A 19,167-nucleotide genomic window follows, 5' to 3' on the forward strand; every position below is an offset into this window, starting at 1 on the left:
CGGGGGGCGTAGGAAGCCGGGGGAGTAAATCAATAAAGGGAATGACGACCCGAAACCGCAAACTGATTATGATTCGCCACGCTTATCGCCACTCTCCGGCAATAAATAATTCAAAAGCCAATAATCACCTACCTGTTTCGGTAGGGTATTACGCCAACGTGCAGAAAAATAAATTAGCAAAGGAATTAAAATGCCAGTTTCTGTGATGAGGTTAACAAATATAAATAAAGGGATAATTAAATTATTACCACAAATTGTGACGCTCATCATATTAATAACCGCTATCCCACAGCTGGCGAAATTAACCTGGCGCGTGGTATTCCCTGTGAGTCCTGAGGATATTTCCGCCCTACCGTTAACCATGCCTCCGGCGGCAGATCCGGAATTAAAAAATGTGCGGCCCGCATTTACCCTGTTTGGCCTGGCGGTGAAAAATAGCCCCACGCCAACGGATGCTGCCAGTCTCAATCAGGTGCCGGTTTCCAGCCTGAAGCTACGCCTGGCCGGGCTACTCGCCAGCAGCAACCCGGCGCGCTCCATCGCTATTATCGAAAAGGGAAATCAGCAGGTTAGCCTTAGCACGGGCGATCCCCTCCCAGGGTATGATGCGCGGATCGCCGCCATTCTGCCTGACCGGATCATTGTCAACTATCAGGGGCGCAAAGAGGCCATTTTATTATTTAACGACAGTCGCGCGCCGTCGCCGCCGCCCACCGCCGCGGGCAACCCGCCCCTCGTGAAGCGACTCCGCGAACAGCCGCAAAATATCCTCACTTATTTATCTATTTCGCCGGTACTCAGCGGCGACAAACTGCTGGGTTATCGACTAAACCCAGGCAAAGACGCCTCGCTGTTTCGCCAGTCCGGCCTGCAGGCAAATGATTTGGCGATTGCCTTAAATGGCATCGATTTACGCGACCAGGAGCAAGCGCAACAGGCGCTGCAGAATCTGGCCGACATGACCGAAATAACGCTAACCGTTGAGCGGGAAGGCCAACGACACGATATTGCTTTCGCGCTGGGGGATGAATAATTGCCAACCATGAAAAGCCTGCGAAAAATGCTGCCTGCGCTGCTGATATTAACCCCGCTGCTATTTTCTCCGGCCGCCGCGGAGGAATTTTCCGCCAGTTTTAAAGGCACCGATATCCAGGAATTTATCAATACCGTCAGCAAAAACCTGAATAAAACGGTGATTATCGATCCCAGCGTACGCGGTACTATCACCGTGCGCAGTTACGATATGCTCAATGAAGAACAATATTATCAATTCTTCCTCAGCGTGCTGGATGTATATGGCTTCGCCGTGATCAATATGAATAACGGCGTGCTAAAAGTGGTCCGCGCCAAAGACGCCAAGACCTCGGCCGTGCCGGTCGCCAGCGCGGCCGCGCCGGGCGAAGGCGATGAAGTGGTCACCCGGGTGGTGCCCCTGACCAACGTCGCCGCCCGCGATCTCGCCCCGCTGCTCCGCCAGCTGAACGATAACGCTGGCGCCGGCAGCGTGGTCCATTATGAGCCCTCCAACGTACTGCTGATGACCGGCCGCGCGGCGGTTATCAAACGCCTGCTGACCATTGTCGAGCGCGTCGACAACGCCGGGGATCGCAGCGTGGTGACCGTGCCCCTTTCCTGGGCCTCCGCCGCGGAAGTAGTCAAACTGGTTACCGAGCTTAATAAAGATACCAGCAAGTCGGCGCTGCCGGGCTCGATGGTGGCGAACGTGGTGGCCGATGAGCGCACCAACGCGGTACTGGTGAGCGGCGAACCAAACTCGCGCCAGCGCATCATCGCCATGATCAAACAGCTCGACCGCCAGCAGGCGGTACAGGGTAACACCAAAGTGATCTACCTGAAGTACGCCAAAGCCGCCGATCTGGTGGAGGTTCTGACCGGGATCAGCAGCTCGCTGCAGAGCGACAAGCAAAGCGCCAGGCCAGTGGCCGCGATCGACAAAAATATTATTATCAAAGCCCACGGCCAGACCAACGCCCTGATCGTCACCGCGGCGCCGGACGTGATGAACGATCTTGAGCGGGTGATCGCCCAGCTCGATATCCGCCGCCCGCAGGTGCTGGTGGAGGCGATTATTGCCGAAGTGCAGGATGCCGATGGCCTTAATCTCGGTATCCAGTGGGCAAACAAAAACGCCGGCATGACGCAGTTCACCAACAGCGGTTTGCCGATATCGACGGCTATCGCCGGCGCCAACCAGTACAACAAAGACGGTACCATCAGCAGCTCGCTGGCCAGCGCCCTCGGCTCGTTTAACGGTATCGCCGCCGGCTTCTATCAGGGGAACTGGGCGATGCTGCTCACCGCCCTCTCCAGCAGTACCAAGAACGATATTCTGGCCACCCCCAGCATCGTCACCCTCGATAACATGCAAGCCACTTTTAACGTCGGCCAGGAAGTTCCGGTATTAACCGGCTCGCAAACCACCTCAGGCGACAACATCTTCAATACCGTCGAGCGCAAAACCGTCGGCATTAAACTGAAGGTGAAGCCGCAGATTAACGAAGGCGATGCGGTGCTGCTGGAGATTGAGCAGGAGGTATCGAGCGTTGCCGACTCGGCCTCCAGCACCAGCAGCGATCTCGGGGCGACCTTCAATACCCGGACGGTGAATAACGCCGTGCTGGTCGGCAGCGGCGAAACGGTGGTGGTTGGCGGGCTGCTGGATAAAACCGTCACCGATACCGCTGACAAAGTGCCGCTGCTCGGGGATATTCCGGTGATCGGCGCCCTGTTCCGCTCCGACAGCAAGAAAGTGTCGAAACGCAACCTGATGCTGTTTATCCGCCCGACCATCATTCGCGATCGCGATGAGTACCGCCAGGCTTCTTCCGGCCAGTACACCGCCTTCAACAATGCGCAAACTAAACAGCGGGGTAAAGAAAGCAGCGAAGCGTCGCTCAGCAACGACCTGCTGCACATCTATCCGCAGCAGGAGACCCAGGCCTTCCGCCAGGTCAGCGCCGCCATTGACGCCTTCAATCTCGGAGGCCGCCCATGACGCCAGCCGCCGAACGCCGTCCGCTGTTGCCCTTCGCCTGGGCCCGCGCGCACCATCTTGTGCTGCTCAGCGACGGCGAATGCTGCGAAGCGCTGTGCCGCCCCGATACCGCCGCCCGGGCGCTGCTGGAAGCGCGCCGCCTGGCGGACGGCCCGATGCGCGTCAGCCGTCTGGCGCCGGACGCGTTCGAGAAAGTGCTGGTGCTCAGCTATCAGCGTGATTCGGCGGAGGCGCACCGCATGATGGCCGACATCGGCAACGAGCTCGACCTCTATACCCTCGCCGAAGAGCTGCCGGACACCGACGATCTGCTCGACAGCGAGGACGACGCGCCGATCATCCGCCTGATCAACGCCATGCTCACCGAGGCCATCAAAGAAAAAGCCTCGGATATTCATATCGAAACCTACGAGCGCCATCTGCAGATCCGCTTTCGCGTCGACGGCGTGCTGCGGGAAATTCTGCGCCCGCAGCGGCGGCTGGCCGCCCTGTTAATTTCGCGCATCAAGGTGATGGCCAGTCTGGACATTGCCGAAAAGCGGGTCCCTCAGGATGGCCGCATGGCGCTGCGCATCGGCGGGCGAGCAATCGACGTGCGCGTCTCCACCCTGCCCTCCAGCCACGGCGAACGCGTCGTCCTGCGTCTGCTGGACAAAAACAGCGTCAACCTGGATCTGCTGACGCTGGGCATGCCGCCCGCCCTGCTCGATCGGGTCGATGCGCTGATCGCCCGCCCGCACGGCATCATCCTGGTCACCGGTCCGACCGGCTCCGGGAAAAGCACGACGCTCTACGCCGCCCTCAGCCGCCTCGACGCCCGGGAGCGCAACATCATGACCATTGAAGATCCGGTGGAGTATGAGCTGGAGGGCATAGGCCAGACCCAGGTCAACGCCAAAGTCGAGATGACCTTCGCCCGCGGCCTGCGTGCCATCCTGCGCCAGGATCCGGACGTAGTGTTGGTGGGCGAAATCCGCGATGGCGAAACCGCCCAGATCGCCGTTCAGGCCTCGCTGACCGGGCACCTGGTGCTGTCGACCCTGCACACCAACAGCGCGCTGGGCGCCATTTCCCGTCTACAGGATATGGGCGTGGAGCCTTTTTTACTCTCCACCTCGCTGCTGGCGGTGATGTCGCAGCGGCTGGTGCGCCAACTGTGCCCGCACTGCCGTCAGCCCTGGCAGGCGGATGCCAACACCGCCCGGCAGATGGCGGTCCCGGTCGGCGCGCGGCTGTGGCAGCCCAAAGGCTGTCCGGAGTGTAATTTCATCGGCTATCGTGGGCGTACCGGGATCCATGAACTGCTGCTAATCGACGATCGCGTGCGCGCCGCCATCCACCGCGGCGAGAACGAGATCACCCTGATCCAGCAGCTGGGGCCAGCCTGGCAAACCCTGCGTCATGCCGGACGCGACAAAGCGCTGGCGGGGATCACCAGCTGGGAGGAGGTGATGCGGGTCACCGAACAGCAAACGACGGAAAGCGTCTAAGATGGCCCTGTTTCGCTATCAGGCGCTGGACGCGCAGGGCAAAACCCGCCGCGGCCTTCAGCAGGCCGACTCCGCCCGCCACGCCCGCCAGCTGCTGCGGGACAAGGGCTGGCTGGCGCTGGAAGTGACAACTGCCGACCCGGCGCGGCGACTGTGGGCCGGCGGATCCCTTACCCGGCGTACCAGCGCCGGTGATTTAGCCCTGCTCACCCGCCAGCTGGCGACTCTGGTTGCCGCCGGGATCCCGCTGGAAAAGGCGCTCGATGCCGTCGCCCAGCAGTGCGAAAAGCCGTCGCTAAGAACGTTAATGGCCGGGGTGCGCAGCAAAGTGCTCGAAGGCCACTCGCTGGCGGAGGCGATGCGCGCCTATCCCGCCTGCTTCGACGGGCTGTTCTACGCCATGGTGGCGGCCGGCGAAACCTCCGGCCATCTCGACGGCGTACTGAACCGGCTTGCTGACTATACCGAGCAGCGCCAGCAGCTCCGCGCCCGCCTGCTGCAGGCGATGATCTACCCCATCGTACTGACGCTGGTCGCTATCAGCGTGATCGCCATTCTGCTCTCCACCGTGGTGCCGAAAGTCGTTGAGCAGTTTGTCCATCTTAAACAGGCCCTGCCCTTCTCTACCCGGCTGCTAATGAGCCTGAGCGACATCGTGCGCAGCGCGGGCCCCTGGCTGGCGCTGCTGTCGTTACTGGCGCTGCTGGCGCTGCGCTATCTGCTGCGCCAGCCCGCCCGGCGGCTCGCCTGGGACCGGGCGCTGCTGCGCCTGCCGGTCATCGGCCGCGTGGCCCGCAGCGTCAACAGCGCGCGCTACGCCCGCACCTTAAGCATTCTCAATGCCAGCGCGGTGCCGCTGCTGCTGTCGATGCGCATCAGCGCCGACGTCCTCAGCAACGCCTGGGCGCGCAGCCAGCTGGCGGCGGCCAGCGAATCGGTACGCGAAGGCGTCAGTCTGCATCGGGCGCTGGAATCCACCGCCCTGTTTCCGCCGATGATGCGCTACATGATCGCCAGCGGCGAACAGAGCGGAGAACTGACCGCCATGCTGGAGCGCGCGGCGGAGAACCAGGACCGGGAGCTGAGCGCGCAGATCCAGATGGCCCTCAGCCTGTTTGAGCCTCTGCTGGTGGTCACCATGGCCGGCATGGTGCTGTTTATCGTGCTGGCCATCCTGCAGCCGATCCTGCAACTGAACACCCTTATGAGTATGTAACTGTATTAATGGAGAAAACTATGCAACGGCAACGCGGTTTCACGTTACTGGAAATTATGGTGGTGATCGTCATTCTCGGCATTCTCGCCAGCCTGGTGGTGCCTAACCTGATGGGCAACAAGGAGAAAGCGGACCGCCAGAAAGTCGTCAGCGATCTGGTGGCGCTCGAGGGAGCGCTGGACATGTATAAACTCGACAACAGCCGCTACCCCAACACCGAGCAGGGACTGCAGGCGCTGGTGACCGCTCCGGCCGCCGAGCCGCATGCCCGCAACTACCCGGAAGGCGGCTATATCCGCCGTCTGCCGCAGGACCCGTGGGGAAATGAGTATCAGCTGTTAAGCCCGGGTCAGCATGGCGCCATCGACGTCTTCAGCGTCGGCCCGGACGGGATGCCCGACACCAATGACGATATCGGCAACTGGACCCTCGGGAAGAAATAGTGTCTCAGCGCGGTTTCACCCTCCTGGAGATGATGCTGGTCCTGCTGCTGATCGGCGTCAGCGCCAGCATGGTGCTGCTGGCGTTTCCCTCCGCCCGCACCCAGGAGGCCACACAGATCCTGGCGCGCTTTCAGGCGCAACTGGATTTTGTCCGCGAGCGCGGGCAGCAAACCGGTCAGCTCTTCGGCATTATCATCCACCCTGAGCGCTGGCAGTTTATGCGCCTGCAGCCTGCCGACGATAGCGCCCCGGCGGCGGCTGACGACCGGTGGGGCAACGCGCAGTGGCTGCCGCTGCAGGCCGGACGCGTCACCACGGCGGAAACCCTCCCGCGGGCCAGGCTGACGCTGCGCTTTCCCGACGGCCAGGCGTGGACGCCGGGCGAGCAGCCCGACGTGCTTATTTTTCCCGGCGGTGAAGTCACGCCGTTTCAGCTGCGGATTGACGCCGCGATGGGCATCAACGTCGACGCCCAGGGCGACAGCCAGCCGCTGGCGGCGCGGGAGCAGCCATGAAGCGTGAAGCCGGAATGACGCTTATCGAAGTGATGGTCGCGCTGGTGATTTTCGCCCTCGCCGGCCTGGCGGTGATGCAGTCCACCCTGCAGCAGACGCGCCAGCTCGGGCGTATGGAAGAGAAAATCCTCGCCAGCTGGCTGGCGGATAACCAGCTGGTGCAGCTGCGGCTGGAGAAACGCTGGCCTGCCCTCAGCTGGTCTGAAACCACCGTGGAGGCCGCCGGGACGCGCTGGTTCGTTCGCTGGCAGGGAGTGGAAACCGCGCTGCCGCAGCTGCGGGCGCTGGACGTGGAGGTCCGGCGGCAAAAAAGCGATCCCGCGCCGCTGGCCACCCTGCGCACCTGGGTGACGCCGCCATGATAACGAAAATACGCGGTTTCACTCTGATCGAAACGCTGCTGGCGCTGGCTATCCTCGCCGTCCTCAGCGCCGCCGCCGTGATGGTGCTGCAGAACGTCATCCGCGCCGATGGCCTGACCCGCGAGAAAAGCCAGCAGATCGCGGCCCTCCAGCGCGCCTTTCGCCAGATAGCCGACGATGTCACCCACATCATTCCCCGTCGCGCCAGAAACAGCGACACGTTTTTCTTCGCCGGACGTTTCCAGTTGCAGAGCGACGACTGGGGACTGGCCTTCAGCCGCAGCGGCTGGCCAAACCCGCTGGGGATCCTCCCGCGCTCGGAGATCCAGAACGTCAGCTACCGTCTGCGCCAGCAGCAGTTTGAACGTCTGAGCTTCGATCAACAGGATCCGCTGACCGGCAGCCAGCCGACGGTCCGGGTGCTGCTGCGCGAGGTCACAGCGTTTCGCCTGCGGTTTTACGCCGACGGGCGCTGGCAGGAAACCTGGGACCGCCCGCAGAGGCTGCCGCAGGGGCTGGAGATCACCCTGACGCTGGCGAACAGCGGGGAGATAACCCGCCTGTTTTTACTCACCCCGGGAGGCGGCCAGTGATAAATCGGCAACGCGGCGTCGCGCTCCTGATGGTGCTGTTCATCCTCGCCCTGATGATGATCCTCGCCAGCGCCATGACCGAGCGCACCGCGGTCATGTATCAGCATACCGCCGTGACCCTCGATAATTTGCAGGCCAGATGGTACGCCCTGGCGGCGGAAAATATGGCCGCCGCGCTGCTGCAACGCGATGCGCTGGACTCGCCCAGTCAAACGAACCTGGCGCAAACCTGGGCGCAGGAGGGGCGCCGCTTTACCCTCGACGATGGCGAAATCCGCGCCACGATCCGCGACGGGCACGCCTGCTTTAACCTCAATGCCATCAACCATCGCACGGATGAGGCTGGCGACGGAACGCCCTACCCGACCGACGTCTTCGTTCGGCTGCTGGCGCTGCTCGGCGAGCCGCCGCTGCGCGCCAGCCAGATCGCCGCCGCCCTTGGCGACTGGACGGACAGCGACGGCCAGCCGCGGCTGAACGGGGCGGAGGACGAGGTCTATATGGCGCAAACCCCGGGCTATCTCGCCGCCAACCAGCCGATGCAGGATGTCAGCGAGTTGCGCCTGCTGGCCGGGATGGACGCCGCGCTCTATCAGCGCCTGCTCCCCTTCGTCTGCGTCCAGCCGGATGACGCGCTGCAGGTCAATGTCAACACCCTGCGCCCCTCCCAGGCCGCCCTGCTGGTGGCCCTCTTTCCCGGCGATCTGACGCTGCAGGAGGCGCAACAGCTGCTGCACAACCGCCCGCGAACCGGGTGGAGCAGCGTCGCCGCCTTTCTCGCGCAGCCGACGCTGCAGAAAACCGATACCACGCTTGCCCGTCCCTGGCTGACGGTGCACAGCGCACGCTTTATCGCAGCTTTTACCGTGGTGACTGGCAATCTCCGCTTTCAGCTGTACAGCGTCCTGCAACAATCGGGGCGCACGTTTACCGTCGTCCAGCGGCGATATGGACTCTCTATGGTGGTCGATGAACAAGATTAATGCTTCTCCCCAGGCCATGCTGATCGTGCGCCTCGCCGCCGCGCAGGCGCCGCTGCACTGGCAACTCTTCGCCCCCGGCGAGCCGCACCACGAGGCCAGCGGCCGGTGGCCGACTGACGACGCCAGCCCTTTCCCGGCGCTGGCTGAGCAGTACCCGGCCTGGGTGCTGATCCCGGCCAGCGACTGCGCGTTTCACTCGCTCAACCTACCGGCGGGCCTGCGTAAACCGCCGCTGCAGGTGGCCCCGTTTCTGCTGGAAGAGCAGCTGGCAGACGATGTGGAAGCCACCCATTTTGCTCTGCTCCACCGCCAGCAGGCCCAGTGCGAGATCGTCGCCGTACAGCGGCAAAAAATGCGCGACTGGCTGGCGCGCTGCGAATCGCTCTCCTTACAGCCCCTGGCGTTGACGCCCGACGTGCTGGCCCTGCCCTGGCAACCGCCGGCGTGGAGCGCGGTGCAGGTGGACGAGCAGTGGCTGATCCGCCACCAGCCGTGGGGCGGCATGGCGGCGGAAAACGTCTGGCTGACGGAGCTGCTGCAGAGCGAGGCGGAAGAGCACGTCATCGACAGCTATTCGCCGCCGCCCGCGGCGCCGGGCGTCTGGCGGGAGCAGCCTGCGCAGACATTGCTGACCCTTGCCGCACGCCATCCGGCAGCGCAGAAACTCAGTCTGCTGCAGGGGGAGTTCGCCGTCCGGCGGCGGTCTGCGCAGGCGAGCTGGCGTCCGGCGCGGTATGCCGCGCTGGCTCTGGCGTTACTGGCAGGGGCAAACAGCGTGCTGGACCATCGCGATCTGGCGCGTCAGGCCGAGGCGGCGCAACAGGCCAGCCGGGCCTTCTATCACCGCTGGTTTCCGACGGAGAAAAAGGTGATTAACCCACGACTGCAGATGCAGCAGCACCTGCAAACCCTCACCCGTCAGGCGCAGCATGCCCCCCTCGTCGACCGCCTCAGCGCCTTGCAAAACATCCTCAGCGAAACGCCGGGGATCCGTCTGCGAGCGCTGAGCTGGGATGCCGCGGGCAATCGTCTGCAGCTGGATATCGCCGCGGTCACTTCCCGGGCGCTGGAGCAGTTTACCCAGCGGGCGCAGCCGCGGTTTCGCGTCCGGCCGGGCGACATGATCACGAAACCGGATGGCATTGAGGGACAACTGACGCTGGAGGAAAACGATGGCTAATCTGCTTATCTGGTGGCGGCAGCGCACGCCGTCGGAGCAGCGCCTGTTGCTTGGTCTGACAGGGCTGCTGGCGGCATGCGCCTTCTGGTATGGGCTGTGGCAGCCCTGGCGAGCCCGCGAGGCGCAGTGGCGGCAAACCCTGGTGAAAGAGCAGGCCAGCCTGCGCTGGATGACGGAGCAGGCTCCGCGCCTGCAGCAGCTCAGCCAGCAGCCCGCGCCGGCGGCAAAAGAGGCGCTCACCGCGCTGGTGATGCGCGAGGCGGCGAGCCACGGACTGACGGTCATCCGCCTGCAGCCGCAGGGAAAACGTCTGCAGATCACCCTTCAGCCCTGCGCTTTCCAGGCGCTGATCGACTGGCTGGACGCTCCGGCGATGCGCGGCGTCAACGCGATCTCGCTGTCCGTGACCGGGCAGCCGTCGCGACCCGGCTGGGTCACGGTCAACCATCTGCTGCTGGAGCGCGACGATGAAGGCTAACTGGATCGCGGGCGGACTGCTGCTGGTCCTCTATCTGTTGTGGCTCACCGCCACGGCTCCGGCGCGCCTGCTGGCCCCCATGCTGCCGCCCGGCGTACAGGTGGGGCAGTTTAGCGGCAGCGTCTGGCGCGGCGCGGCGCAACCGGTCTACTGGCATGGGGAACGGCTTGAACGACTGGCGTGGTCGCTGACCCTGGCGGGCTGGCAGGTCTCTCTCAGCGATCCCCGCGGCGTGATGGGTCAGGCCCGGCTGTGGGGCCTTCGCGATCTGCGCCTACAGGAGGGGCGGCTCACCGCCCCCGCCAGCCTGCTCAGCCGCTGGTTGATGTCGACTATGCCCGTCAAGGCCGCGGGGGAGGTCACCTTCAGCCTGACCGAAGGGCGGTTCAGCGACGGACGCTGCCGGCATATCATCGCCGGAGGCGCGCAGTGGCGGCAGGCCCGACTGCACTCTCCGGTCGGCAGCCTGGAGCTGGCCCAGGTTAATGGCACCTTCCGCTGTACGGTGGACGGCGCCGTGGCGCTGACTCTCCGTCAGGACTCTCATCAGCTGAGCCTCAGCGGCCAGGGGACTCTGTCGCCCGATGGCCGCTATCTGTTTCGCGGCACGCTACAGCCCCGGCAGGGGATGCCGCCGCTGCTGGCGCTGCTGGTCACGCGCCCGACAGCGAATAACGCCCCGGGCCCGACGCCGTGGCAGCTGCAGGGAAAATGGTTACCACAGGAGCAAAAATGACGACACTAGCCGCGTTATCGCTGCACTTTCCCTTTGTCTGGTATGGCTTTCTACTGCTGTTCGGCCTGGCGCTGGGCAGCTTTTACAATGTGGTGATCTATCGTCTGCCGCGCATGTTGACCCAGACCGCGGACGACGAGCGGATAACCCTCAGCACCCCGGGCTCTTCCTGCCCGCAGTGCCGCCAGCCGATCGCCTGGCGGGACAATATCCCGCTGCTCAGTTTCCTCTGGCTGGGCCGTCGCGCCCGCTGCTGTCAGGCGCCCATCGCGTGGAGCTATCCGCTGACCGAGCTGGCCACCGGCCTGCTGTTTATCCTCGCCGGAGCTTTGCTAGCGCCGGGCCTGCCGCTGGCGGGCGGCCTGGTGCTGCTCTCGTTCCTGCTGATACTGGCGAGGATTGACGCCCGGACCCAGCTGCTGCCCGATCGCCTGACTCTGCCCCTGCTGTGGGCCGGGCTGCTGTTCAATCTTAACGAGGTGTACATTGCCCTGCCGGATGCGGTCGCCGGGGCGATGGCCGGTTATCTGGCGCTGTGGTCGGTCTACTGGCTGTTCCGCCTGCTGACCGGGAAAGAGGCGCTGGGCTATGGCGATTTTAAGCTGCTGGCGGCGCTGGGCGCCTGGTGCGGCTGGCAGGTTCTGCCGCAGGTGCTGTTGCTCGCTTCGGCCAGCGGGCTGGTGTGGACCCTGCTGCAACGCCTGTGGACCCGGCAGTCGCTGCAGCAGCCGCTGGCCTTCGGCCCCTGGCTGGCGCTGGCCGGCGGGAGTATTTTTCTCTGGCAGCAGATGGTCTAGCGTTTGCGAACCGACTGGCCGGGCAGGATGCCGCCCGGCAGCGGCGGCTACGAGTATTTTTTGCTGCGGCGGGTCGGGGCGGCGTTGGCCGGATCGTCCGGCCAGACGTGCTTCGGATAGCGTCCCTTCATCTCTTTCTGCACCTCGCGGTAGCTCCCTTGCCAGAAGGCGCTCAGATCGCAGGTGATCTGCAGCGGACGCTGGGCAGGCGACAGCAGCTCCAGCACCAGCGGCACCCGTCCCTCGGCGATCACCGGCGTCGTGGCCTCGCCGAACATCTCCTGCATACGCACCGCCAGCGCTGGCGGGTTCTCCGCATGGTATCGGATCGCCAGGCGGCTGCCGGTCGGCACGGTATAGTGCGTCGGCAGCTCACGATCCAGCTTCTGGCGCAGCGGCCATGGCAGCCAGTCCTGTAGCGCCTGACGCAGATCCAGCGCCTTCAGCGTCCGCAGGGAATGAACGCCGTTCATCTGCGGCAGCAGCCATGTCTCCAGCGAGGCCAGCAGCGAAGCGTCATCCACTGCGGGCCATGCCTCTTCCGGCAGCCACTGCGCCGCACAGTGCAGCCGCAGGCGCAGCTGCTCAGCCTCTGGCGTCCAGTTGAGCACCCCGAGGCCTTTCTCACGAATACCGTTGAGCATCGCCTGATGCAGCTCTGCCTCAGAGGGCTTCGCCAGCGGCTGGGTCTTGATCACCAACTGGCCGATCACCGTCCGCCGCCAGGCTTTCAGCGTCCCCTGCGCTTCATCCCACTCCACCGTGTCGGAACTTTTCGCCAGTTCAGGGCGGGCGGCGATCAGCTCGCCGATTTCCACTGGCAGAGCCAACAGCATGCGGGCATCCGGCGAAGCGCTGCCCTGCAGCAGCAGCGGAGCGATAAGCCATTCATGACGGCCCAGCGCGTCGTCGGCGTCCAGCATCGCGCCCATGCCGTTCGCCAGCTGGTAGCGCCCCTCCTGACCGCGGCGGCGGGCGATGCGATCGGCGAAGGCCGACGCCAGCAGCCCCGCCATTAGCCCGGCATCGGGCTGGCCGCCGCGGCGGGCCAGGCGCTTCATCAGCTGCTGCGATCGCTGCTGCCAGTTGGCCTGCTGACGGGAAAAGACGGCCCCCAAATCCACCAGTCCGCCGCGCGGCGGCTCCTCGAGGATCGCCGCCAGCTTTGCCGCTGTCACCGCCTCGTCATCGGTCTGCGCGGCGGCCAGCATCGCCGCCAGCCGCGGCTCGTTGCCAAGCGCTGCCATTTTGCGGCCAAACGCCGACAGCCGCTCGCCGTCCAGCGCCGACAACGCCTCCAGCAGGCGGCGCGCGGCGGCCAGATTGACCGCGGGCGGCTGATCCAGCCAGGCCAGCGCGGCCGGATCGTGGCAGCCCCACTGCAGCAGCTCCAGCAACAGCGCCGACAGATCGCTGTGCAGGATCTCCGGCTCGCTCTGCGCCGCCGCCCGTTCCGCCTGTTCTTTGCCGAGCAAATGCAGGCAGATCCCCGGGGAGAGACGACCGGCGCGTCCGGCACGCTGCATCATCGATGCCTGGCTGATGCGCTGCGTCACCAGCCGGGTCAGGCCGGTGCGCGGGTCAAAGCGGGCGACCCGCTCCTGGGCGCTGTCGACCACCAGGCGGATCCCCTCGATGGTCAAACTGGTCTCGGCAATATTGGTGGCCAGCACCACTTTGCGCTTCCCGGCCGGCGCCGGGAGGATCGCTTTGCGCTGTTCGCTTAAGGGCAACGCGCCATACAGCGGGCAGAGAATGACATCCTCCGCCACGCGCTCCGTCAGCTGTTCCAGAACGCGCTGGATCTCGCCGACGCCGGGCAGAAACAGCAGCATCGATCCCTGTTCATGCCGCAGGAGCTCCGCCACCGCTACCGCCACCGCCTCATCAAAACGCTGGTGCGCGGAGAGCGGGCTGAAGCGACGCTCCACCGGATAAGCGCGCCCCTCCGAGACCACCACCGGCGCCTCCGGCAGCAGACGCTGCAGGCGATCGTTATCGAGGGTCGCCGACATGATCAGCAGCTTGAGATCGTCACGTAACCCCTGCTGGACGTCCAGCAGCAGGGCCAGGGCCAGATCCGCCTGCAGGCTGCGCTCGTGAAACTCATCGAGGATCACCAGCCCCACGCCCGTCAGCTCCGGATCGCGCTGGATCATGCGCGTCAGGATCCCCTCCGTAACCACCTCCAGGCGGGTCTGCGGTCCGACGCAGGTTTCGGCGCGCATGCGGAAACCCACGGTCTCCCCCGGCTTTTCGCCAAGCAGTTCAGCCAGCCGCTGCGCGACATTACGCGCCGCCAGGCGCCTCGGCTCGAGCAGGATAATGCGTCCCGCGATGTTGCCCTCGGCGAGGATCTGCAGCGGCAGCCAGGTCGACTTCCCGGCGCCGGTCGGCGCGTTGAGCAAAACCTGCGGCGCATGCTGCAGGGCGGATAACAGTTCTGGAAGGACAGCGGCAACCGGCAATGAGGACACAAAAGGCTCCGGGGGTTAACATTCAGGGGTTCGCATTGTAGCATCCCCCTAATTCATTACCGAGTCTCTATCATGTCTGAGCCGAAAAGGCTGTTTTTTGCGCTTGAACTGCCGTCTGCCGTCCAGAAGCAAATTGTCCAGTGGCGGGCAACGCACTTCCCCGAAGATGCCGGCAGGCCCGTCGCGGCGGATAATCTTCATCTGACGCTGGCGTTTCTCGGCGAGGTGAGCGCGGAAAAACAGCGGGCGCTGGCCGCTCTCGCTGGCCGGCTGCGCCAGCCGGGCTTTACCCTGACGCTGGACGATGCCGGACAGTGGCTACGTTCGCGAGTGGTATGGCTCGGAACCCGCCAGCCGCCGCGCGGCCTGCTGCAGCTCGCCAGCATGTTGCGCGCTCAGGCGGCGCGCAGCGGCTGCTATCAGAGCCCGCAGCCGTTTCACCCGCATATTACCCTGTGGCGCGATGCTCGCCGGGCGGTGCCGATCCCGGCCCCCGGCTTTCGCTGGACATTTCCGGTGAACGAGTTCGTGCTCTATGAGTCCAGCTTTAGCCGGGGGCGCACGCGCTACACGGCGCTGGAACGTTATCCGTTTGATAAGGAAAGTTGATGCAGTTTGATCCGCCGTTGCAGCCCGCCATTTTGCTTAAACGTTACAAACGATTTCTTGCTGACGTGGTCACCCCCGATGGCCGCGAGCTGACGCTCCACTGCCCGAATACCGGAGCGATGACCGGCTGCGCCGCCCCGGGCGACACCGTCTGGTATTCCACCTCGGACAATGCGAAGCGCAAATATGCCCACACCTGGGAATTAACTGAAACCCAGCAGGGCGCAGTTATTTGCGTCAATACGCTGCGCGCGAATTCTTTGGCGAAAGAGGCGATTTCCGCCGGAATAATTCCTGAACTTTCAGGCTATAACCAGCTGAAAAGCGAAGTGAAATATGGCGAAGAGAATAGCCGTATCGATATTATGTTACAGGCAGATGACCGACAAAACTGCTATATTGAAGTGAAATCGGTTACGTTGGCGGAGAAAGAATACGGTTATTTTCCCGATGCGGTGACCACGCGCGGTCAGAAGCATCTGCGGGAACTGATGGCCGTCGCGGCAAATGGCGACCGCGCGGTGATTTTATTTGCCGTCCTGCATTCGGCAATTGACCGTTTTTCTCCCGCGCATCATATTGATGCCAGATACGCACAGCTGTTAACAGAAGCCCAGGACAAGGGGGTGGAAATTCTCGCCTGGAAAGCGGAACTTTCTACGACGAGGATGACTCTGAATAAGCCGATCGCCGTGGTGTTAAACCCCGGTAAATAAGTGGCTAAATAGTGTTCGGGTCGCAAGCGCGAATACGCTTTTCTTCACAGGGTTGTCAAGTGTAACGTTTAGATAATTGCTATCCGGAAAAGCATCTGCTATTTATAGCGGCCTGATTTTCCCCCACATGGGGATCGATAGTGCGTGTTAAGGAGAAGCAACATGCAAGAAGGGCAAAACCGTAAAACATCGTCCCTGAGTATTCTCGCCATCGCTGGGGTGGAGCCGTACCAAGAGAAACCGGGCGAAGAGTATATGAACGAAGCCCAGCTGGCGCACTTCAAGCGTATTCTTGAAGCATGGCGTAATCAACTCAGGGATGAAGTGGATCGCACCGTATCGCACATGCAGGATGAAGCAGCTAACTTCCCGGACCCGGTAGACCGTGCCGCCCAGGAAGAAGAGTTCAGCCTGGAACTGCGTAACCGCGACCGCGAACGTAAACTGATCAAAAAGATCGAGAAAACGCTGAAAAAAGTTGAAGACGAAGACTTCGGCTACTGCGAATCCTGCGGCGTGGAGATCGGCATTCGCCGTCTGGAAGCGCGTCCGACAGCGGATCTGTGCATTGACTGCAAAACCCTGGCGGAAATTCGCGAAAAACAGATGGCGGGCTAATCCCCTGCTGCCTCACTCTCTGGCGGGAGTCTCTCCCGCCTGGTTCTGTTGTCCGTACCATGACTGACTCACGCTATATAGGGCGCTTCGCCCCCTCCCCCTCCGGCGAACTCCACTTCGGCTCTCTGATCGCCGCGCTCGGCAGCTACCTGCAAGCCCGCGCGAACCAGGGTATCTGGCGTGTTCGTATTGAAGATATCGACCCGCCGCGCGAAGTCCCCGGCGCCGCCGATACCATCCTGCGCCAGCTTGACCACTACGGTCTGCACTGGGATGGCGACGTGCTGTGGCAGTCGCAACGGCACGAAGCCTACCGCGAGGCGCTGACGTGGCTGGGCGAGCAAGGGCTGAGCTATTACTGCACTTGCACCCGCGCGCGGATCCACGCCGTGGGCGGGATCTACGACGGCCACTGCCGCGACCTCGGGCTGGGGGCGGAAAACGCCGCGCTGCGCCTGCGCCAAACCCGTCCGGTACTGCAGTTTAGCGACCGTCTGCGCGGCACGCTCATCGCCAATGAGCCGCTGGCGCGAGAGGATTTTATTATCCACCGTCGCGACGGGCTGTTCGCCTACAACCTGGCGGTGGTGGTCGACGACCACTTTCAGGGGATCACCGAGATTGTCCGCGGCGCAGACCTGATTGAGCCGACGGTGCGGCAGATTTCGCTGTATCAGCATTTTGGCTGGCAGGCGCCGGATTACCTCCATCTGCCGCTGGCTCTCAATGGCGACGGCAATAAACTCTCTAAACAAAACCACGCGCCGGCGCTGCCGGAAGGCGATCCGCGCCCCGAAATCGTCCGGGCGCTCCGCTTTCTGAATCAGGCGATCCCCGAGGAGTGGCAGGCCCTGAGCATCGATGATTTACTCGCCCAGGCCGTCGCCAACTGGCAGCCGGCGAAAATCGAGCATTCTCAAATGGCTCCCGCTGAGCTATGATTAGCCGCTATTTTTACACTGTACAGTTGATCTGAAGTCCGTCTGACACTACGAGGTGCACCATTTTTACCCGAGTCGCTAATTTTTGCCGTAAGGTGCTAAGCCGTGAGGAGCGCGAGGCAGAAGCCGCCGTCGAACCAACGCCTATGACGGTGATCCCGCGTGAGCAGCATGCTATTTCCCGCAAAGATATCAGTGAAAACGCCCTCAAGGTCATGTACCGCCTCAACAAGGCGGGCTACGAATCCTGGCTGGTCGGCGGCGGCGTCCGCGACCTGCTGCTTGGCAAAAAGCCAAAAGATTTTGACGTTACCACCAACGCCACGCCGGATCAGGTACGCAAGCTGTTCCGCAACTGCCGTCTGGTTGGGCGACGTTTCCGCCTGGCGCATGTGATGTTCGGGCCGGAAATCATTGAGGTCGCCACCTTCCGTGGCCATCACGAAGGGCATACCACCGATCGCGTCACCTCCCAGCGGGGCCAGAACGGCATGCTGCTGCGCGATAACATCTTCGGCTCGATCGAGGAGGATGCCCAGCGTCGCGACTTCACTATCAACAGCCTCTATTACAGCGTGGCGGACTTTACCGTTCGCGACTACGTCGGCGGCATGAAGGATCTGCAGGACGGCGTGATCCGTCTGATCGGCAACCCGGAAACCCGCTATCGCGAGGATCCAGTGCGCATGCTGCGCGCGGTGCGCTTTGCCGCCAAGCTCAATATGACCATCAGCCCGGAAACGGCTGAACCGCTGCCGCGCCTGGCCGCCCTGCTCCACGATGTGCCGCCGGCGCGTCTGTTCGAAGAAGTGCTCAAGCTGCTACAGGCCGGGTATGGCTACCAGACCTACATGCTGCTGCGGGAATACAGCCTGTTCCAGCCGCTGTTCCCGACCATCACCCGCTACTTTACCGAGCGCGGCGACAGCCCGATGGAGCGGATCATCAGCCAGGTGCTGAAGAATACCGATACCCGCATTCATAACGATATGCGCGTCAATCCGGCCTTCCTCTTCGCGGTGATGTTTTGGTATCCGCTGCTGGAGACGGCGCAAAAAATCGCTCAGGAGAGCGGCCTGGCGTACTACGACGCCTTCGCCCTGGCGATGAACGATGTGCTGGACGAAGCCTGCCGTACGCTGGCGATCCCTAAGCGCATCACCACCCTTATTCGTGATATCTGGCAGCTGCAGCTGCGCATGTCCCGTCGTCAGGGCAAACGCGCCTGGAAGCTGATGGAGCATCCGAAATTCCGCGCCGCCTATGACCTGCTGGAGCTACGCGCCGGCGCCGAGAACAACCACGAACTGCAGCGCCTGACCAAATGGTGGGGCGAATTCCAGGTCGCCGCGCCGCCGGCGCAAAAAGATATGCTCAACGACCTCGGGGACGATCCGGCGCCGCGCCGTCGTCACCGTCGTCCGCGCAAGCGCGCACCGCGCCAGGGTAGCGCATGACTCTGGTCTATATCGCTCTTGGCAGCAACCTTGCTTCTCCACTGGAGCAGGTGCAGGCGGCTATCCGCGCCCTGGGCGAAATTCCGCACAGCCGCGTGGTCGCCGTCTCTTCGTTCTACCGCACGCCGCCGCTGGGCCCGCAGGATCAGCCGGACTATCTCAACGCCGCCGTTGCGCTGGAAACCGCCCTGCCCCCCGAGACGCTGCTCGATCATACTCAGCGCATCGAACTGCAGCAGGGGCGAGTGCGCAAAGCCGAACGCTGGGGGCCGCGCACGCTGGACCTCGATATCATGCTGTTTGGCGATGCTGTCATTAACAGCGAGCGCCTGACCGTTCCGCACTACGATATGAAAAACCGCGGCTTTATGCTCTGGCCGCTGTTCGAGATCGCCCCGGACCTTCACTTTCCTGACGGCCCGGCGCTGCGCGCCGTGCTGGATAATCTCGGCGCGGAAAAGCCCGCCAGCTGGTAATCCCCTCTCCCTTTTTTAGCATTTGCGGCGATCGTCGTAATCGGTTGCCCAAAATCATTGCCCC

At 63.2% G+C, this 19,167-nt stretch carries 21 protein-coding genes; 20 read left to right on the top strand and 1 reads right to left on the bottom strand.

From position 1 onward, the window contains the following. The first annotated feature begins 68 nt into the window (after window positions 1-68). The 14 genes from KB892_RS21035 to KB892_RS21100 are packed head-to-tail and all read left to right on the top strand — an operon-like array spanning window position 69 to window position 11,809. Window positions 69-206, top strand: a complete 138-nt coding sequence (locus KB892_RS21035) for a hypothetical protein (RefSeq protein WP_004219434.1) — start codon at window positions 69-71, stop codon at window positions 204-206. Beyond that, on the top strand, window positions 191-1,033 hold the full coding sequence (gene gspC / locus KB892_RS21040; protein WP_004177377.1) for a type II secretion system protein GspC: 843 nt from the start codon (window positions 191-193) through the stop codon (window positions 1,031-1,033). Before KB892_RS21035 ends, gspC begins: the two co-directional genes overlap by 16 nt. A 9-nt stretch (window positions 1,034-1,042) precedes the next feature. Beyond that, on the top strand, window positions 1,043-3,016 hold the full coding sequence (gene pulD / locus KB892_RS21045) for a GspD family T2SS secretin variant PulD (RefSeq protein ID WP_004151935.1): 1,974 nt from the start codon (window positions 1,043-1,045) through the stop codon (window positions 3,014-3,016). After that, window positions 3,013-4,506, top strand: a complete 1,494-nt coding sequence (gene gspE / locus KB892_RS21050) for a type II secretion system ATPase GspE (protein ID WP_004151936.1) — start codon at window positions 3,013-3,015, stop codon at window positions 4,504-4,506. The genes pulD and gspE overlap by 4 nt, the downstream gene beginning before the upstream one ends. Before the next feature lies 1 nt (window position 4,507). Then, complete coding sequence (gspF, locus tag KB892_RS21055) at window positions 4,508-5,722, top strand: type II secretion system inner membrane protein GspF (protein ID WP_004151937.1); 1,215 nt, start codon at window positions 4,508-4,510, stop codon at window positions 5,720-5,722. A gap of 20 nt (window positions 5,723-5,742) precedes the next feature. Then, window positions 5,743-6,165, top strand: coding sequence for a type II secretion system major pseudopilin GspG (gene gspG, locus KB892_RS21060; RefSeq protein WP_002889054.1), 423 nt, complete (start codon window positions 5,743-5,745; stop codon window positions 6,163-6,165). Next, the gene (gene gspH, locus KB892_RS21065) at window positions 6,165-6,680 is read left to right on the top strand and encodes a type II secretion system minor pseudopilin GspH (RefSeq protein ID WP_004151939.1); all 516 of its coding nucleotides are present in this window, start codon (window positions 6,165-6,167) and stop codon (window positions 6,678-6,680) included. The genes gspG and gspH overlap by 1 nt, the downstream gene beginning before the upstream one ends. After that, a complete protein-coding gene (gene gspI, locus KB892_RS21070) occupies window positions 6,677-7,042 on the top strand; it encodes a type II secretion system minor pseudopilin GspI (RefSeq protein ID WP_002889025.1) in 366 nt (121 codons plus the stop codon). The genes gspH and gspI overlap by 4 nt, the downstream gene beginning before the upstream one ends. Further along, window positions 7,039-7,635 (top strand): type II secretion system minor pseudopilin GspJ, encoded by a 597-nt coding sequence (gene gspJ / locus KB892_RS21075; RefSeq protein WP_004151940.1) that lies wholly within the window; start codon window positions 7,039-7,041, stop codon window positions 7,633-7,635. Before gspI ends, gspJ begins: the two co-directional genes overlap by 4 nt. Then, window positions 7,632-8,618: a type II secretion system minor pseudopilin GspK gene (gene gspK / locus KB892_RS21080; protein WP_004151941.1), complete on the top strand. Its 987-nt coding sequence runs from the start codon at window positions 7,632-7,634 to the stop codon at window positions 8,616-8,618. Before gspJ ends, gspK begins: the two co-directional genes overlap by 4 nt. Further along, window positions 8,605-9,798: a type II secretion system protein GspL gene (gspL, locus tag KB892_RS21085; protein WP_004151942.1), complete on the top strand. Its 1,194-nt coding sequence runs from the start codon at window positions 8,605-8,607 to the stop codon at window positions 9,796-9,798. The genes gspK and gspL overlap by 14 nt, the downstream gene beginning before the upstream one ends. Beyond that, on the top strand, window positions 9,791-10,276 hold the full coding sequence (locus tag KB892_RS21090; RefSeq protein ID WP_004151943.1) for a type II secretion system protein M: 486 nt from the start codon (window positions 9,791-9,793) through the stop codon (window positions 10,274-10,276). The genes gspL and KB892_RS21090 overlap by 8 nt, the downstream gene beginning before the upstream one ends. Then, window positions 10,266-11,012 carry a type II secretion system protein N gene (locus KB892_RS21095; RefSeq protein WP_004145897.1) on the top strand — a complete coding sequence of 249 codons (747 nt, stop codon included), beginning with the start codon at window positions 10,266-10,268 and terminating at the stop codon, window positions 11,010-11,012. Before KB892_RS21090 ends, KB892_RS21095 begins: the two co-directional genes overlap by 11 nt. Beyond that, window positions 11,009-11,809, top strand: a complete 801-nt coding sequence (locus KB892_RS21100) for a prepilin peptidase (RefSeq protein WP_002888947.1) — start codon at window positions 11,009-11,011, stop codon at window positions 11,807-11,809. Before KB892_RS21095 ends, KB892_RS21100 begins: the two co-directional genes overlap by 4 nt. A gap of 47 nt (window positions 11,810-11,856) precedes the next feature. On the opposite strand, the gene hrpB is transcribed toward KB892_RS21100, so the two are convergent. Next, window positions 11,857-14,286, bottom strand: coding sequence for an ATP-dependent helicase HrpB (gene hrpB, locus KB892_RS21105; RefSeq protein ID WP_004151944.1), 2,430 nt, complete (start codon window positions 14,284-14,286; stop codon window positions 11,857-11,859). A gap of 72 nt (window positions 14,287-14,358) precedes the next feature. On the opposite strand from hrpB, the gene thpR reads away from it, so the two are divergent. The 6 genes from thpR to folK all read left to right on the top strand — a co-directional run bounded on the left by thpR (window position 14,359) and on the right by folK (window position 19,103). Beyond that, window positions 14,359-14,895 (top strand): RNA 2',3'-cyclic phosphodiesterase, encoded by a 537-nt coding sequence (thpR, locus tag KB892_RS21110; protein WP_004145901.1) that lies wholly within the window; start codon window positions 14,359-14,361, stop codon window positions 14,893-14,895. Continuing rightward, a complete protein-coding gene (gene sfsA, locus KB892_RS21115) occupies window positions 14,895-15,611 on the top strand; it encodes a DNA/RNA nuclease SfsA (protein ID WP_002888848.1) in 717 nt (238 codons plus the stop codon). The genes thpR and sfsA overlap by 1 nt, the downstream gene beginning before the upstream one ends. A 162-nt stretch (window positions 15,612-15,773) precedes the next feature. Beyond that, complete coding sequence (gene dksA, locus KB892_RS21120) at window positions 15,774-16,229, top strand: RNA polymerase-binding protein DksA (protein ID WP_002888845.1); 456 nt, start codon at window positions 15,774-15,776, stop codon at window positions 16,227-16,229. A 59-nt stretch (window positions 16,230-16,288) separates the two neighbouring features. Next, window positions 16,289-17,170, top strand: a complete 882-nt coding sequence (gene gluQRS, locus KB892_RS21125) for a tRNA glutamyl-Q(34) synthetase GluQRS (RefSeq protein WP_004145903.1) — start codon at window positions 16,289-16,291, stop codon at window positions 17,168-17,170. A 62-nt stretch (window positions 17,171-17,232) separates the two neighbouring features. After that, window positions 17,233-18,627: a polynucleotide adenylyltransferase PcnB gene (pcnB, locus tag KB892_RS21130; RefSeq protein WP_071526609.1), complete on the top strand. Its 1,395-nt coding sequence runs from the start codon at window positions 17,233-17,235 to the stop codon at window positions 18,625-18,627. Further along, window positions 18,624-19,103 carry a 2-amino-4-hydroxy-6-hydroxymethyldihydropteridine diphosphokinase gene (folK, locus tag KB892_RS21135; RefSeq protein WP_004151947.1) on the top strand — a complete coding sequence of 160 codons (480 nt, stop codon included), beginning with the start codon at window positions 18,624-18,626 and terminating at the stop codon, window positions 19,101-19,103. The genes pcnB and folK overlap by 4 nt, the downstream gene beginning before the upstream one ends. The last annotated feature ends 64 nt before the right edge of the window (window positions 19,104-19,167 follow it).

It is taken from the genome of Klebsiella sp. P1927 (genome assembly GCF_018204675.1).
GTDB classification, from domain to species: Bacteria; Pseudomonadota; Gammaproteobacteria; order Enterobacterales; family Enterobacteriaceae; genus Klebsiella; species Klebsiella pneumoniae.